The organism is Chromatocurvus halotolerans (assembly GCF_004340525.1).
In the GTDB taxonomy this organism is placed as follows: Bacteria; Pseudomonadota; Gammaproteobacteria; order Pseudomonadales; family Halieaceae; genus Chromatocurvus; species Chromatocurvus halotolerans.
On sequence record NZ_SLWX01000007.1, the window covers coordinates 83,289 to 99,114 of the forward strand.

The 15,826-nt window shown below is 63.4% G+C and carries 13 protein-coding genes; 8 read left to right on the forward strand and 5 right to left on the reverse strand.

Translation table 11 applies throughout. The features are described from left to right. The first annotated feature begins 64 nt into the window (after window positions 1-64). The gene (locus EV688_RS09735; RefSeq protein WP_117317698.1) at window positions 65-1,585 is read left to right on the forward strand and encodes an acetyl-CoA acetyltransferase; all 1,521 of its coding nucleotides are present in this window, start codon (window positions 65-67) and stop codon (window positions 1,583-1,585) included. Between the two features lie 6 nt (window positions 1,586-1,591). Here the strand turns inward: EV688_RS09735 and EV688_RS09740 are convergent, their stop codons facing one another. The 4 genes from EV688_RS09740 to ppdK are packed head-to-tail and all read right to left on the reverse strand — an operon-like array spanning window position 1,592 to window position 7,490. Further along, complete coding sequence (locus EV688_RS09740) at window positions 1,592-2,080, reverse strand: asparaginase domain-containing protein (protein WP_117317699.1); 489 nt, start codon at window positions 2,078-2,080, stop codon at window positions 1,592-1,594. Window positions 2,081-2,113: 33 nt separating this feature from the next. Then, on the reverse strand, window positions 2,114-3,628 hold the full coding sequence (gene pap / locus EV688_RS09745; RefSeq protein WP_117317882.1) for a polyphosphate:AMP phosphotransferase: 1,515 nt from the start codon (window positions 3,626-3,628) through the stop codon (window positions 2,114-2,116). Window positions 3,629-3,652: 24 nt separating this feature from the next. Then, the gene (locus EV688_RS09750) at window positions 3,653-4,849 is read right to left on the reverse strand and encodes a pyridoxal-phosphate-dependent aminotransferase family protein (protein ID WP_205686626.1); all 1,197 of its coding nucleotides are present in this window, start codon (window positions 4,847-4,849) and stop codon (window positions 3,653-3,655) included. A gap of 40 nt (window positions 4,850-4,889) precedes the next feature. Further along, complete coding sequence (gene ppdK / locus EV688_RS09755) at window positions 4,890-7,490, reverse strand: pyruvate, phosphate dikinase (protein WP_117317701.1); 2,601 nt, start codon at window positions 7,488-7,490, stop codon at window positions 4,890-4,892. Window positions 7,491-7,584: 94 nt separating this feature from the next. Here ppdK and EV688_RS09760 point away from each other — a divergent pair, with 94 nt between their 5' ends. Genes EV688_RS09760 through EV688_RS09780 form a run of 5 tightly spaced genes read left to right on the forward strand, consistent with a single transcriptional unit; the run spans window position 7,585 to window position 12,709 of the window. Then, on the forward strand, window positions 7,585-8,385 hold the full coding sequence (locus tag EV688_RS09760) for a hypothetical protein (protein ID WP_131917618.1): 801 nt from the start codon (window positions 7,585-7,587) through the stop codon (window positions 8,383-8,385). Beyond that, a complete protein-coding gene (locus EV688_RS09765; protein WP_117317705.1) occupies window positions 8,382-9,524 on the forward strand; it encodes a hypothetical protein in 1,143 nt (380 codons plus the stop codon). Before EV688_RS09760 ends, EV688_RS09765 begins: the two co-directional genes overlap by 4 nt. Further along, window positions 9,521-11,734, forward strand: coding sequence for a bifunctional 23S rRNA (guanine(2069)-N(7))-methyltransferase RlmK/23S rRNA (guanine(2445)-N(2))-methyltransferase RlmL (gene rlmKL, locus EV688_RS09770; RefSeq protein WP_117317707.1), 2,214 nt, complete (start codon window positions 9,521-9,523; stop codon window positions 11,732-11,734). The genes EV688_RS09765 and rlmKL overlap by 4 nt, the downstream gene beginning before the upstream one ends. Then, complete coding sequence (locus EV688_RS09775; RefSeq protein WP_205686627.1) at window positions 11,731-12,186, forward strand: flavodoxin family protein; 456 nt, start codon at window positions 11,731-11,733, stop codon at window positions 12,184-12,186. Before rlmKL ends, EV688_RS09775 begins: the two co-directional genes overlap by 4 nt. Before the next feature lie 49 nt (window positions 12,187-12,235). Then, a complete protein-coding gene (locus EV688_RS09780; protein ID WP_240624350.1) occupies window positions 12,236-12,709 on the forward strand; it encodes a PaaI family thioesterase in 474 nt (157 codons plus the stop codon). Here EV688_RS09780 and EV688_RS09785 read toward each other — a convergent pair. After that, window positions 12,699-13,598: a LysR family transcriptional regulator gene (locus EV688_RS09785; protein ID WP_240624351.1), complete on the reverse strand. Its 900-nt coding sequence runs from the start codon at window positions 13,596-13,598 to the stop codon at window positions 12,699-12,701. The genes EV688_RS09780 and EV688_RS09785 overlap by 11 nt on opposite strands. Before the next feature lie 134 nt (window positions 13,599-13,732). Between EV688_RS09785 and leuC the strand changes: the two genes are divergently transcribed. Both leuC and leuD read left to right on the forward strand, forming a co-directional pair. Further along, a complete protein-coding gene (gene leuC, locus EV688_RS09790) occupies window positions 13,733-15,166 on the forward strand; it encodes a 3-isopropylmalate dehydratase large subunit (RefSeq protein WP_117317709.1) in 1,434 nt (477 codons plus the stop codon). After that, entirely contained in the window at window positions 15,163-15,825 is a 663-nt protein-coding gene (gene leuD, locus EV688_RS09795; RefSeq protein WP_117317710.1) for a 3-isopropylmalate dehydratase small subunit, read from the forward strand. Before leuC ends, leuD begins: the two co-directional genes overlap by 4 nt. Window position 15,826 lies beyond the last annotated feature (1 nt).

Below are 15,826 nucleotides of genomic sequence, written 5' to 3' on the forward strand. Positions count from 1 at the left end.
GCCCACCGGCAGGCTGGCCCGGGAGGATGCAGGTGATAGCAGCATGAGCAAGGAGAGATAAGGTATGGGACAGCCGTTACATCCTGTGGTGATTGGCGTCGGACAATGCACCTACCGCGACACTGACCCCGGGCGGACGCCCATTGATGCAATGGTGGACAGTGCGCGTCTCGCGCTGGCGGACGCCGACTGCCACGGGCTGCTGCAGAGCATCGACTGCCTCGTAACGGTGCCTTTCCTCGCGCGCCAGGTTCCCGAACTGGCGGCAATGTTCCCGACCACGGCCGGCTCCGGCGTCGCCGAGGCGCTGGGTATTGAGCCAGCCACGCTGCTCACCTCGGATTTCGGCGGCAATCTGCCGCAGTGGTTCATCAATCGCTGCGCCGATGACCTGGTCCGCGGCGAGGTCAACGCGGTGCTTGTCAGCGGCGGCGAACTCATGGCGACCCTGTTTGCCGGCCTGCGCAATGGCGCCGACCTGTCCGCATGGCAGCAGGGTGGCACCCGCGAGTCCAGTGATCTGGGTAGCGGCCGCGAGCCCTGTCTACCGTCAGAGCACGCACATGGGCTGTTCGAGCCCATCAATACCTATCCCCTGTTTCAGAGCGCGCTGCGACACGCACACGGCTGGACGGAACGCGAACAGGCCGGGCGCCTCGGCGGGCTTGTCAGTCGCATGAGCCAGGTGGCGGCGAGCAATCCCCTGGCCTGGAAGCAGGATCCGCTGTCAGTGGAGGCGGTTCTCAGCACCGAGGCGGGGAACCGCATGATTACCAGCCCCTACACGCGGGCGATGAACGCTATTCTTGCCGTGGATATGTCGGCCAGCGTCATCCTGACAACGGACGCGCATGCCCGCAGTCTGGGTGTCCCACCCGAGAGAATGGTGTACCTGCAGGCAGGAGCCGAGGCCAACGATGTCTGGCACACCTCCGAGCGCGTGGATTTTTACCGCTCGCCGGCGTTATCCGGGTGTTTCTCACAGGTACTGGACATGGCGGATATTTCCATTGGTGACGTGGAACGGTTTGACCTGTACAGCTGCTTTCCCTCCGCCGTGGAGGTCGCCTGTGATGCACTGGGGATGGCGGCGGATGATCCCCGGGGTGTCACGGTTACGGGCGGCCTGATGCGTTTTGGCGGGCCCGGCAACAATTACTCCCTGCATGCGATTGCCCGCATGGTCGACCTGTTGCGCGATTCCCGCGGCCGCTGTGGTCTCGTCAGCGCAAACGGCGGTTATCTGACCAAGCATGCGGTCGGTCTCTACGGGCGGTCTGCACCCTCCGTCCCCTGGCTCGAAAGAGACCGGGACAGCGTGCAGCGCAGCGTGGATGCCCTGGCGCACCCTACTCTGAATGCGCATCCGCATAGCGGGCGTCTCGTCGTAGAGGCGCATGCCGTTCCCTTCAAGGACGGCATGCCGGCGCGGGGCATTGTTGTCGGTCGCCTCGATGATGGTCGCCGCTGTCTTGCGCATGCCGTTGATGAAGCCGCCTGTGACACGCTGCTACACAATGATTGCATAGGGCGGGAAGGTCGGGTGGTCCCCGATGAACCGGTGAACCGGTTCCGCTTTACCTGAAGGGCCTTAGCGCACTGGCTCGAAGCGATTTTTCTCGAGATTTTTCCTGACGTTTCCGACTGGGAAAACCCGGCCGTTCATGGCGATATAGACCCCCGGATCAACGCACTGCAGTGCGCCGATGGCGCAGCCGATATTGAAGATGGCATCCGAGCCCGCAAAGGCGGCTGGCTGGAGGGCGCCGGTCAGCACGATACGTTTTTGAGCGGCCTCGCGAACCAGCGCAAGGCCCGTCGTCACCATGCCATCCGTGCCATGGGTGATGAGGATGTGGTCACTGTCCGCGGCCTGCACGCGATCCCTGATCAATGCGCGGTCGGCCTCGGTGATGTCGAGGCTGTCCTTGCGCATCGCCGATTCCACGGTAAATTCGAAGGCCACGCCCATCTGGCGTAACAGATCGCCAATGACAGGCTCGCCAACCTGATAGTCGCTCTTGGCATCGAAATAGATCTTGTCGATTGTGCCGCCCGTGGTAATAACGTGTGGATGCATCCGGTTTTCCTGGCTGGATCATTGACCGATGCGTCAGGTCTTGCCCAGCGCATCCTCGAAACGGTCGCACAGGGTACTCAGGATCTGCACCCGTGCAAAGCGTTTGTCTTCTCCCGCAACCAGCGTCCATGGCGCATGGGCTGTGCTGGTCTTTGCCACCATATCCTCGACGGCGATGGCGTAATCGTTCCAGCGATCGCGGTTGCGCCAGTCGTCGTCCGACATCTTGTGTTGCTTGTGTGGGGTTTCCTCGCGCTCCCGAAAGCGCGTCAGCTGTTCCTGTGGACTGATGTGCAGCCAGAATTTCGCGACGATACAGCCGTGCGCGGCCAGCTGGGCTTCGAATTGATTGATCTCGCTGTAGGCGCGCTGCCACTCTGCCTGGGTCGCGTAACCCTCTATGCGCTCCACCAGCACGCGTCCGTACCAGGACCGGTCGAACAGGGTGGCGCAACCGTCGCGCTGGAGCCGCCGCCAGAAACGCCAGAGATAGTGCTGCGCGCGCTCCTCGTCGCTGGGTGCCGCGAACTGAAGCAGCTTGTAGAGTCGCGGGTCGATGGCGGAAGTGACGCGCCGGATGGCAGAGCCCTTGCCTGCGGCATCCCAGCCCTCGAACACTGCGACAAGGGACCGTTTCTCCCGGTGAGCGCGCCAGGCGTGATCCTGCAGCGTCGCCTGCAGTGACGCGAGCTTTTTCTTGTACGTGCTTTTTTCCAGGGACTGACCGAGGTCGACCCGATCCAGCACTGTTGGCAGCCGTCCGCTGGACGGCTCGGCGGGGTCCTGGCCCAGATCCTCTACCGCCGGCGCCGCCGAGGGCGCCTTGTCTCGCTGCGCACGCCGTCTGTCGTGGGCCTGCATGGCTTTGAGAATGACATCGGCAGCCGCAATGTCGCGATAGTTGTGGTCATCTGCCTCCAGGCGATGCCAGGGGGAGTGGCTGGAGTCGGTCAGGCGCAGCATCTCCTCGGAAACCTCGAGCGCGCGCGGGTAGCGTTTCCACCAGGCTTCGGCGTCCGCGGGCACGCGTGGATTTCTGGCCTTCTGGGGCAGCTCCTCCGCCAGCTGTTTGCGCTGGGTCTTGCGCGTCACGTGCAGCCATATCTTGATGATCAGAGTCCCGTCAGCGCTCAGCATGCGCTCGAAGGCCTCTATGTCGCGCAGACGGGAGACAAACTCCCGATCCGAGATTTCATCCGCCATCGCCTGATAGGCGGGTTCCTGGTACCAGGCGCCAAGCATGACGCTGGTGCTCCCCTTCGGTGGCATGCAGCGCCAGAAACGCCAGTAGCGTGGTCGTGACTCCTCCTCGTCCGAGTGCAGCCAGAATGCGTGCGTGTCAATGAACCGTGGATCCATCCACTCGTTGATACGATGGCTCACGCTGCCCTTGCCGCTGCCGTCGAAACCGCCGAGGATAATAATCACAGGGTACTGTCGTGCCTGGAATTCGAATTGCTGTGACAGCAGGGCGGGGCGCAGTGCATCCCGCAGACGCTTGAATTCCTTCCTGGGCAGCTTTTTGCCGGTTTCCAGCGCTTCAAACACGCGCTTCAATCCGTCGCCAGTGCACTAATGCGCCTGATCGTCTGCGCCATAGGTGGACCTCGCGGCGGTAATCGCGCTGCCGGGCGCCACCGAAATGGCACCCTGGCGCGAGAGTATGGATTCGAGCGCTGACAGACAGGTGAACACGTTGCGCGGCCGGCTGCTGTGTCCCATCAGACCGATACGCCAGGTCTTCCCGGCCAGCGCGCCCAGACCGGCACCGATCTCCAGGTCAAACTCGGCCAGTAATGTTGAACGGACCGAGGCATCGTCGACCCCCTCGGGGATGCACACGGCGTTCAGCTGCGGCAGGCGATGCTCCGGCGCGACCGCCATCTCCAGACCAATGGCGCCGAGACCGGCAACCAGCGCTTCATGGTTGCGTCGATGACGCGCGTGTCCCGCTGCCAGTCCTTCTTCTTCTACCATCAGCAGCGATTCATGCAGCGCATACATCGCATTGACTGGCGCGGTGTGGTGGTAGGCGCGCTTGCTGTCGCCGTCCCAGTACGCCATCACCAGCTGCATGTCGAGGAACCAGCTCTGGACCTTGTGCGATCGCGATAGGATGCGCTCCACGGCGCGCGGACTAAAGGTGACCGGTGAGATGCCGGGCACACAGGACAGGCATTTCTGCGTGCCCGAATACACTGCATCTGCGCCCCAGGCATCCACCGCTACGGGAATGCCTGCCAGTCCGGTGACCGAATCGACGATGCTCAGCGCCCGGTTTTCGCGCGCGAGCGCACACAGCGCCGCCGCATCACTGCGCGCACCGGTGGAGGTTTCCGCATGCACGAAGGCCAGCAGGCTGGCCTGCGGATGGGCGGAGAATGCGGCCGCGACCTTGTCGACATCCACGGGCTTGCCCCAGGCATCCTCGACCATCACTGCGGTCGCGCCGCAGCGTTCGACATTTTCCTTCATGCGCCCACCGAAAACCCCGTTCTGGCAGACAATGACGGTGTCGCCGGGCGATACCAGGTTCACAAAGCAGGCTTCCATGCCCGCAGAGCCGGGCGCCGAAATGGGCAGCGTCAGCGGGTTGTCGGTCTGGAAGACGTACTGCAGCTGCTTCTTGATGGCATCCATCAATTCGATGAAGCACGGATCCAGATGGCCTATAGTCGGCTGGGCGAGGGCGGCGAGCACCCGCGGCGGTACGTCCGAGGGGCCCGGCCCCATCAGCGTTCGCTGCGGTGGATGGAAGCTGTGGTGCATGCAACGGACTCCGTTTGTGGTCGGTGGTCGGACGGCTGCGTCAGCCTTCGGACAGCACCTGTGCCTGCGCCGCGGCAACCCGGGCCACGGGCAGTCGGAAGGGGCTGCAGGACACGTAGTCGAGGCCAAGGTCGTGGCAGAACTGTATCGAGCGCGGATCGCCGCCGTGCTCGCCGCAGATACCGTATTTGATGTTCTTGTTCGCGCCCCGGGATTCCTCCACCGCCATGCGCATCAGGCGGCCCACCGCGCGCTGGTCGAGGCTGACGAAGGGATCGTGCTCGATCAGCTTGTTCTCCAGATAATCGGGGATAAAGCGGCCGGCGTCGTCTCTCGAAAAACCGTAGGTCATCTGCGTCAGGTCATTGGTGCCGAAGCTCATGAACTCCACCTCGGGTGCCAGCCGGTCGGCGCCCAGGCAGGCGCGGGGTGTCTCCATCATGGTGCCGACCTTGTAGCGCAGCGACACGGACTTTTCCTTGAGCATCTTGCGGATGCTGCTGTCGATAATCTCTCCGATCAGGCGTATCTCGCGCACGTTGATGACCAGGGGAATCATGATTTCCGGGTAGGGCTGGTAGCCCTGCTCGATGGCCTCGATGGCGGCGCCAATAATGGCGCTGACCTGCATGCGGGTGATCTCGGGCATGACGACCGACAGGCGGCAGCCGCGGAAGCCGAGCATGGGGTTGACCTCGGACAGCGACGCCGCAGCCTCGCGGACCTCGTCCGCAGAGCGACCGAGTCGCTTCGCCAGCTCGACCACATCCTCCTCGCCGTGGGGCAGGAACTCGTGCAGCGGCGGGTCAAGAAGGCGCACCGTCACCGGCAGGCCATCCATCACCTTGAACAGCGCCAGCAGATCCTCCTGCTGGAAAACGCGCAGTTTCTGCAGGTAGGGCTCACGCTCATCCTTGTTGCGCGCCAGGATCATCGCGCGCATGAGATCAATCCGTTCGCGGTCGAAGAACATGTGTTCGGTGCGGCACAGGCCAATGCCTTCGGCGCCGAGCTCGCGCGCGCGCCGGGCGTCCTCGGGGGTTTCGGCATTCGCCCGGACTTTCAGGCGGCGATGGGTATCGGCCCAGGACAGGAGGGTCTGGAAGTCGTCACTGGAGCTGGCTTCGGTCTTGGGAATATCGCCGAGCATCACCTCGCCGCTGCTGCCGTCGAGGGTGATGACGTCGCCGCGCCTGATCACATGGCCGTCCCGCGTGGTGGCCGTTCCCGCTTCTATATTTACGTTCAACCCGGTAGCGCCGGTGATGGCACAGACGCCCATGCCCCGGGCGACGACGGCGGCGTGGGAGGTCATGCCGCCGAGCTCGGTCAGTATGCCCTGAGCAACTTTCATGCCGTGAATGTCCTCCGGCGTCGTTTCCCGGCGTACCAGGATGACCGGGCGGCCGCCGCGAGCCACCTCTACCGCCTCGTCAGCCGAGAACACCACGTGTCCCGTTGCCCCTCCGGGGCTTGCCGGCAGGCCTGTGGCGACCACATCCTTTTTCGCGGCGGGGTCCACCATGGGATGCAGGAACGCCTCGACGTGCTCGGGAGATACCCGAAGCAGTGCCTCCTTCTCGTTGATCAGGCCCTCATTCACCATATCGACCGCGATCTTGATGGAGGCGCGCCCGGTGCGCTTGCCGCTGCGGGTCTGCAGCATGTAGAAGCGGCCTTCCTGAACCGTGAACTCGATGTCCTGCATGTCGCGGTAGTGCCTCTCGAGCAGGCGCTGGGTTTCATCGAGCTGCTGGTAGACCTCGGGAAGGCGATCCTGCAGCGTCGAGATCGGCTGCGGCGTGCGCGTGCCTGCCACGACATCCTCTCCTGCGGCATTGAACAGAAACTCGCCGAAAAAGGTGTGCTCGCCGGTAGAGGGGTTGCGGGTGAACGCCACGCCGGACCCGGAGTCATCGCCAAAATTGCCGAACACCATGGCCTGCACGGTCACCGCCGTGCCCAGCGAATCCGGGATGTTGTTCATTTCCCGGTAAACGTTGGCGCGGGGGGTATGCCAGGAGAGAAATACGGCTTCGACGGCCTTGCGCAGCTGCACGAAGGGATCCTGCGGAAAATCGGCAATGCCCTTGAAGATCTCGACAATGGCGCGCCAGTCTGCCGCGCTCATGTCGATATCGCTCTGGTAGCCCTGGGCGTGCTTGTAGCGCTCGATTTCCCGCTCGAACTGCGCGCCGTCGAGATCCATCACCACGTCGGCGAACATCTGGATAAAGCGTCGGTAGGAATCGTAGGCGAAGCGAGGGTTGCCGGTTTTCTTGGCAAGACCCTCGACAATGGCGTCGTTCAGCCCCAGGTTGAGAATCGTGTTCATCATGCCGGGCATCGAGATGGGCGCGCCGGAGCGCACCGAGAACAGCAGCGGATTCTCAGGATCGCCAAAGCGCGCATCCATCTTCTTCTCGACCAGGTCGAGAGCCACGCGATATTCCTGTTCCAGCAGATTCGGCAGATGGTTCCCGTTCTCGAAGAACTCCCGGCAGGTCGGCGTGGTGATGACAAAGCCGAAGGGCACAGGGAGACCCAGATTGGTCATTTCGCAGAGATTCGCGCCCTTGCCTCCCAGCAGGTCCCGATCGTCACGGTTGCCTTCATTGAACAGGTAAACGCGCTTTGCCATGGTCTCTCCCGATGCTGCCTGCGGCTTGAGTCAAGGAGCGCGAGTATACTGTTTCATGTACCATGCGTCATTTATCCCGGACGACAAGAAAACTATGCGCGTGGTGTTATTCGAGGATCGCAGCGGGCGGTCAACGGGTCGTCGCTTGCCACTTACCGGCGGCCCCGACCGCGCCGCCCCCACCCGGTGGGGCCTGCGCAGGATGTCCGCGTGGTGCACTGCCGGCGTTGCCGCTTTTCTGGCGTCCTGCACGCAAACAGCGCAGGAGCGCAGTGAGCCATCCGTCGCTGCCCCCGTGGATTTTTCCGGCCACTGGGAACTGAATTTCGCCCAGAGCGATAACGTCCAGGCGCAGATGAGCGCCCTGGTGCGTAATCTGCGTAAACAGGCCGAGCGCCAGGCGGCAATGCGCAGTGAGCGAGGCGGCCGCGGAGGACCGGGTGTCGTACTCGGCGGGTCCGGCACGGACAGCGCACCCTCGGTGATCGGTCTCGCTCGCATGGCCGAGCTGATTACCGAATCACAGTTGTTCGAAGTGGAGCAGAGCCGCACGCGAATACAGGTCAAGCGCGAGGGCAATTTCGCGTTGACCTGTGACTTTCTGCGCCAGGCGACCAGCGTGCGGGATCTCGGCGTGGGTCGCGAGGCCTGCGGCTGGGACGGCTCCCAGCTCGTGTTCCGCATCGCCCTGCCGGAGGGACTGTCAATCCGCCATCGCTTCAGCCTGGCGCCCTCGGGTGACCAGCTCGGCGTCTACACCACGGTATTCTCGGATCGCGTCAGCTCGCCGTTCAGTGTGCAGCGTGTCTACAACCGCTTCGAACCCGGAGATCGCGGGTACCGCTGCGAAATGACGGTCACCCGTGGGCGGGTCTGCACGACGGAGAGCAAATGATGCGCGGCTGGCCGAATGTAATGGTGATATGCCTGTGCGTCGCACTGCTGAGCGCCTGTTCGTCGGCCCCGACGTCGCGGTCCGCACGGGCGCCTGCGCCGGTGGACGCGACCTGGCCTGATCCGGTGGCAGAGACAGCATTGAAGCGCGCAGGCACATCGGCGAAGCAGCCTCTGCTGGACGTCGCCGTGCTGGTTTTCGACACTGGGCTCGATACCGTGCGGCAGGACGATGTCGACGCGGTTTTCGCCGAGGTTCGCAAGGCGGAATCCCTGTTTATTCCGGTACAGCTGCGCCGGGCGCTGGAGGAGAGCGGCCACTGGGGGGTCGTCCGCGTGGTGCCGGAGCGCCCTGATTCCGCGGCGCTCATTGTGTCGGGGAAGATTCTGCATGCCGATGGCCGCGATCTGGTGCTGTCAGTCATGGCTACCGATGCGGCCGGCCGTGAATGGCTGTCGCGAACCTACAGGGGGCGTACCACTGCCGATGACTATCCGGTTGCGGACGGCCGGGACCCCTTTGCAAGCGTCTATCACCAGATTGCCAACGACCTGCACGCGGTGCGCTCAGGCAGCGATGCCGCCGCTGTCGCCGCGTTGCCCGATATTGCGTTGATGCGCTTCGCCGAGCGCCTGGCACCCGCGGTATTTTCGGATTATCTCGAGCGCAACGCGTCGGGGCGCGTGGCGCTCACGGGCTTTCCCGCGGAGGGTGACACCATGCTGCAGCGGGTGCGACGCCTGCAGCGCCAGGAAAATCTGTTTATCGACACTGTGGACGAACAGTACCGCGTCCTGGTAGAGGATTTTGCCCCTACCTACCACCTGTGGCGGGAGTACAGCCGCGAACTTGTCGTGTATGAGGAAGACTACGTGGCGCGGCAGTCCCAGCGAGAGATACAGAGCCGGCGGGGGACGTTTTCAGCGATGCAGCAGACCTACAACACCTTTCGCCGGGCGAAGGTGCATGAGCAGGACCTGTATGAGCTGGCCACCGGCTTCGACAATGAGGTGACCGCAACGGTTGTCGATGTCGACGACCGCATCTTTCGGCTCCAGGGGTCACTGCGCGAGCAGTTTGTCGAATGGCGCAGTCTGCTGGAGCGGATATTTGCCCTGGAGGCCGGTCCGACGTCATGAATGCCGATACGACGCGCGAATACCTCGCCCTGTGCCCGCGTGGGATTGGTTCCCTGCTGACGCACGAACTTGCCGCCCTGGGAGCAACCGGTGTGCGCGAGACCCCGGCAGGGGTTTTCTTTGCCGGCAGTCGGGCGACGCTTTACCGTGCCTGTCTCTGGTCGCGGCTGGCCAACCGGATACTCCTGCCTCTGGCGGATTTCGAGGCGACAGACCCCGACGCACTGTATCGGGGCCTGAGGGAGATAGCCTGGCCTGAGCTGTTTTCGGCGCACAGCTCCTTCGCCGTGGACTTTCATGGCCAGACACCGGCAATTCGCAACACGCAGTTCGGGGCCCAGCGCAGCAAGGACGCCATCGTCGATACCTTCAGGGATCGCGGCCAGCCGAGGCCGGATGTCAACCGACGTCAGGCGGATATCCGTGTCAGTGTGCAGCTGTTCAAGGGACTCGCCAGAGTGGCGCTGGATCTGTGTGGCGGCAGCCTGCACCAGCGGGGGTATCGGGTTCGCGCCGGTGACGCGCCGCTCAAGGAGAATCTTGCGGCGGCGCTGCTGTTGCGGGCGGACTGGCCGGGGATGGCCGCCCGCGGCGGTGCCCTGGTTGACCCGATGTGCGGATCTGCGACCTTGCTTATCGAAGGGGCATTGATGGCCGCAGATCATGCCCCCGGACTCTCACGCCAGCGCTTTGCGTTCGAGGCCTGGCTTGCCCACGATGCCCGGCAGTGGGAGGCGGTGCTGGGTGATGCCCGCTCCCGCGCGGCGAGGGGACTGGAGCGGGAGCTCCCGGAAATTCGCGGCTACGACGCCGATCCGGCTGTCGTGCGCTACGCGCAGGCCAATATTGCAGCGGCAGGTCTGCAGCGCCATGTCAGGGTGAGCTGCAAGCCCCTCGCTGAGCTTCGCCGGCCCAGCCACCGGCCGATGTCCCAGGGGCTGGTGATCTGCAACCCGCCCTATGGCGAGCGCCTGGGGGAAAAAGCCTCGCTGCGGCATCTGTATCAGCGTCTCGGACAGGTTCTGCACGACGAATTCGATGGCTGGGACGCGGCGGTATTTACCGCTGATCTTGAGCTGGGACGGGCGATCGGACTGCGCAGTCACCGGCAGTATGCGCTTTACAACGGTGCGCTGAAGTCGTCACTGCTGCTGTTTGCGCTGCGCGACAATCGCCTGCGGGACGCGCCGCTGCAGCGCGAGCCGCAGAGCGCGGAAGCCACAGACAACGCGCCGTCGCAGGACAGGACTGCGCTCAGCGAGGGCGCGGTCATGTTTGCCAACCGTCTGCGCAAGAATCGTCGGCATCTGGCCAACTGGGTGAAGCGCAACGGGATTGAGTGCTACCGCGTTTACGACGCCGACATGCCCGAGTACGCGGTGGCGGTCGATATCTATGCGGACTGGGTACATATCGCGGAATACGCGGCACCGGCCGGCGTCGATCCCGAGGCGGCCCGGCTTCGTCTCGAGGATGTCCTGCAGGCGGTACCCGACGCGCTGGCTATTGCGCCATCGCACATCGTTCTCAAACAGCGTCAGCGGCAGCGCGGAACGGCCCAGTACACGCGTCAGGACAGCAGCGACCGACTGCTGACGGTGAGAGAGGGGCAGGCGTCACTCCTGGTCAACCTTCAGGATTACCTCGATACCGGCCTGTTTCTGGATCATCGATCCCTGCGTCGTCGTCTTGCCGAGGAGGCCCGTGGACGGGATTTCCTCAATCTCTTCTGTTACACCGGCTCCGCGACGGTGCACGCGGCACTGGGCGGCGCCCGTTCGACCACCAGCGTCGACATGTCGAACACCTACCTCGACTGGTTGCGCAAAAATCTGGCGCGTAACGGACTGGCAGAGAATCGTCACCACCTTGTGCGTGACGATGCCCGAGCCTGGCTGGAGCGCGGTGGCCAGGACGCCGATCTCATCCTGCTGGATCCGCCATCGTTCTCCAACTCGAAGCGACTGGAAGACGTCTTTGACCTGCAGCGTGATCACCCGGCGCTGATCCGGTCCACCATGCGGCGACTGCGTCCCGACGGCGTGATGTACTTTTCCAACAACAAGCGCAGGTTTCAGCTGGACCCGGCCATGGCCGAAGAGTTCTGCTGTGAGGACGTCACTGCACAGACTCTGGATCCCGATTTTCGTCGGGGCAAGAAGCCACATGTCTGCTTTCGTTTCTCGCATCGCCACGGGGCGTTGTCATGAAGACTCTGCTTATTGCCTACCACAGCCAGAGCGGTGCCAGCGCGGCCCTGGCGCTCGCCGCCGCCGCCGGGGCAAGAGCCAGCGGTGAGCTGGCTGTCCGCTGCGGCCGATGTGCGGACCTGGGCAGTGCCGACCTGGCGCGGGTGGATGCACTGCTGCTGGTCTGTGCCGAAAACAACGGGCGTCTCAACGGCGGCGCGAAGGATTTTCTCGACCGCATTTTTTACCCGACGATAGCCAGGGGTCTGGTGCTGCCCTACGGATTGCTGATCAGCGCCGGCAGCGACGGTCAGGGCGCGGTCGCCGAGGCGCAGCGGATATTCAAGGGTATTCCCTTTACACCGGCGACCGAGCCGCAAATACTCCACGGTCTGCCGGATGCTCAGGCACTCGATGTTGCCCGGGAATTCGGTGAAGCTTTCGCCACGGGAGTGGCGATGGCCATTTTCTGATCGCTCTGCCGCAACGGCCGCAGACGGCCAACACAAACAGGAGGAAACCTTGTCACCAGATAGCGTACCCGAGGGCTTTGAGCTCATGCCGGAAGGCCTGGCCTACAGCGACAGTCTTCAACCCTATTACCGCTGTGTGGGGGCCAACCGGGAGTTGATGTTCGGTCTTCGCGTGCTCGACCAGCACTGCAACCTCATGGGGATATGCCATGGCGGCGCCCTCATGACACTGGCGGATATTGCCGCGGCATCAACAGTGAGTTCGCAACTCGAAGCCCCCCGCGGTCTGCCCACCGTCAGCCTGTCTTTCGATTTCATCGCCCCTGGCCGCAAGGGCAGCTGGCTGCAGACACACACGGATCACGTGGAGACAAAGCGTCGCTTCGGTTTCTGCTCGGGTGTGATTCGCGATGGTGACAAGGTCATCGCCCGCTACAGCGGCACGTTCTACATCCCTGATCATCAGGGCGTTTGGAAGGACGATGCCGGTCGCGCCGCTGCCGCGAAAATCTTCAGTGTCTGATTGCGCCATCGCCGGCACGGCGTAGAGCCTCAATCAGTGCGCTGGCCGCTCGGGAGGGTGAGCGCTGGCGGTGAATGGCGTAGCCCAGGGTGCGCTCCAGCTGTACCCCCTTGACGGCGAGACAGCGCAGCGAGCGATCCTGCATGCGCCGCGGCAGCACAGTCCAGCCAAGGCCCACGGCTGCCATCATGCGCAGGGTTTCCAGATAGTTGGTCGACATGGCGACCTGAAGCTGAAGCTCCGCCGCGTCAAAGCAGCGCGACACCCGTTGACCGGTGAAGGTTTCAAGACCCGGGAGCACGGCGGCGTGGTTCGATAGTGCCATGAGGGTTGTCTCGGAGCTGCTGGCCAGAGGGTGGTCTGCTGCCACCATGAAATCCAGTGGGTCCTGCCACAGTGCATGGCTGGCAAGTTGCCGGCTGTCCTGGGGCGCCAGCGTTGCGATTGCAAGCTCGATGTCTCCCGCGGCCAGCGCCGCATACGCCTGCTCGGAATCGAGAAACTGTATGTCTAGCCGCACGTCCGGATAAGCGCGTGTAAAGGCGCTCAGGATCGGCGGCAGCCGGTGCAGCCCGATATGGTGACTGGTGCCCAGGTGCAGTCGACCGGACACCTCGCCATCAAGGTCTCTCACCGCCTGCTCGGCGGCAGCGAAAGACAGCTCGATCGCAGTGGCATGGGGCAGCAGTGCGGAGCCTGCCTCGGTCAGGAGGACGCGTCTTCCCACGCGATCGAACAGGGTTACCCCGAGATGTGCCTCCAGGAGTGCAATGCGCTTGCTGATTGCCGGCTGGGACAGGTGCAGGCGCATCGCCGCTGCGGAGAACGAGCCGGTCTCGGCGATAGCGCGGAAAGCGCGCAGGTTGTGCAGGTCGAGATCGGCAGACACGCGGATGACTCTTCCGTGGAGGTCGACCTATAGTATTTGGTTATGCGATAAATAAAAATAATAAATTGGAGTAATTCAAAAAGGCGCGATACGCTGTCGCCTCGCAGGTTGCCAGGGATACCGGGAGATCGACAATGGCTGCAATGACACTGTACGACAAGCTCTGGAATCATCATCTGGTGGAGCAGTGGGACAACGGCTCTGCGTTGATCTACATCGATCGTCACCTTCTGCATGAGGTGACGTCGCCACAGGCGTTTGAGGGTCTCCGGCTCGCGGGGCGCAAGCCGTGGCGTCTGGGGGCCAATCTGGCCGTCCCGGACCACAATGTGCCCACCGGCGCCGATGAGCGTCGTGGAGGGGTGGCGGGTATTCTCGATCCCATCTCCCGTCTCCAGGTCCAGACACTCGACGATAATTGCCGCGCGTTCGACATTGTCGAAATCCCCATCAACGATGTCCGCCAGGGCATTGTTCATGTGATCGGCCCCGAGACGGGAGCCACACTGCCAGGCATGACACTGGTGTGTGGTGATTCCCATACCTCTACCCACGGAGCCTTCGCTGCGCTGGCGCACGGCATCGGCACCTCCGAGGTTGAACACGTTCTGGCCACGCAATGTCTGGTCCAGCAGAAAATGAAAAATCTGCAGGTGCGGGTGAGTGGGCGCCTGCAGCCAGGCGTCAGCGCCAAGGACCTCGCGCTCGCAATCATTGGCAGGATAGGCACGGCGGGGGGGACGGGCTACGCCATTGAATTTGCCGGAGAAGCGGTGCGTGCACTTTCCATGGAAGGCCGCATGACGCTTTGCAATATGTCGATCGAAGCCGGTGCACGCGTGGGCGTGATTGCGGTCGATGAGATCACCATCGACTACGTACGCAACCGCCCCTTCGCACCCCGGGGCGCCATGTGGGAGGCTGCGGTCGCAGCCTGGCGCGACCTGCACAGCGATGAAGGTGCGAAATTCGACCGCGTGGTCGAGCTCGACGGTGCCGCCATCGAGCCGCAGGTGACCTGGGGCACCTCGCCCGAGATGGTGACATCGGTGCACGGTCACGTACCGGATCCGGCAGGTATGGACAGCCCATCGCGCGCAGCTGCCGTACAGCGTGCACTGGACTACATGGGGCTCCGGCCGGGCATGCCGATCACGGATATCAGGCCGGACAGGGTGTTTATCGGCTCTTGCACCAATTCCAGAATCGAGGATCTGCGTGAGGCGGCAGCCGTTGTCCGGGGTCGGCGCAAAGCCGACTCGGTCAGGCAGGTGCTGGTGGTTCCGGGCTCGGGCCAGGTCAAGCGGCAGGCGGAGGCCGAGGGTCTCGACCGAATATTCCTGGCGGCGGGCATGGAGTGGCGCGAACCCGGGTGCTCCATGTGCCTGGCCATGAACGCCGACAGGCTCGGCGCCGGTGAGCACTGCGCGTCGACGTCCAACCGTAATTTCGAGGGTCGGCAGGGCTCTGGCGGCCGCACCCACCTGGTGAGCCCGGCCATGGCGGCAGCCGCGGCGGTCACCGGCCATTTTACGGATGTTCGCCAACTGGTGGAGGTCGCCGCATGACGCCGTTTAGCCATCACGAGGGCCTGGTTGCACCCATGGATCGTGCCAACGTGGACACAGATCTGATTATTCCCAAGCAGTTTCTCAAGTCCATCAAGAGAACGGGCTTCGGTCCCAACCTGTTCGATGATCTGCGTTACCTCGACGAGGGGCAGCCCGGGGCGGACTGCAGCGGGCGACCGTTGAATCCGGATTTTCCGCTGAATTTTCCACGCTACCAGGGCGCGACAATACTCCTGGCGCGGGAGAACTTCGGCTGCGGTTCCAGCCGCGAGCACGCTCCCTGGGCGTTGGCGGATTATGGATTCCGGGTGATTATTGCACCCAGTTTCGCGGACATTTTCTACAACAACTGTTTCAAGAACGGCGTGCTCCCGCTGGTGCTGACAGCGGAACAGGTAGACACGCTGTTCGCCAGTGTCTACGCGCACGAGGGTTTTACGCTGGAGGTCGATCTGCGGTCACAGCGTGTGATGACGCCGGCAGGAGACGTGTTCTCCTTCGAGGTTGATGCTTTCCGCAAGCAGCGCATGCTCGAGGGTCTCGATGACATCGGCATGACATTGAAAAGCGCGGACACCATCCGGCGTTTCGAGGCCCAGTGGCGACAACGGTCGCCATGGCTTTTCGGCAGCCTTGATACAGCGGCGGAGAGGTAGC

What these genes read in the sequence shown, in the direction of transcription:
- EV688_RS09735 (WP_117317698.1), top strand. Translation starts at nt 65, where the DNA reads ATGGGACAGCCGTTACATCCTGTGGTGATTGGCGTCGGACAATGCACC.
- EV688_RS09740 (WP_117317699.1), bottom strand. Translation starts at nt 2,080, where the DNA reads ATGCATCCACACGTTATTACCACGGGCGGCACAATCGACAAGATCTAT.
- EV688_RS09750 (WP_205686626.1), bottom strand. Translation starts at nt 4,849, where the DNA reads ATGCACCACAGCTTCCATCCACCGCAGCGAACGCTGATGGGGCCGGGC.
- ppdK (WP_117317701.1), bottom strand. Translation starts at nt 7,490, where the DNA reads ATGGCAAAGCGCGTTTACCTGTTCAATGAAGGCAACCGTGACGATCGG.
- EV688_RS09760 (WP_131917618.1), top strand. Translation starts at nt 7,585, where the DNA reads ATGCGCGTGGTGTTATTCGAGGATCGCAGCGGGCGGTCAACGGGTCGT.
- EV688_RS09765 (WP_117317705.1), top strand. Translation starts at nt 8,382, where the DNA reads ATGATGCGCGGCTGGCCGAATGTAATGGTGATATGCCTGTGCGTCGCA.
- rlmKL (WP_117317707.1), top strand. Translation starts at nt 9,521, where the DNA reads ATGAATGCCGATACGACGCGCGAATACCTCGCCCTGTGCCCGCGTGGG.
- EV688_RS09775 (WP_205686627.1), top strand. Translation starts at nt 11,731, where the DNA reads ATGAAGACTCTGCTTATTGCCTACCACAGCCAGAGCGGTGCCAGCGCG.
- leuC (WP_117317709.1), top strand. Translation starts at nt 13,733, where the DNA reads ATGGCTGCAATGACACTGTACGACAAGCTCTGGAATCATCATCTGGTG.
- leuD (WP_117317710.1), top strand. Translation starts at nt 15,163, where the DNA reads ATGACGCCGTTTAGCCATCACGAGGGCCTGGTTGCACCCATGGATCGT.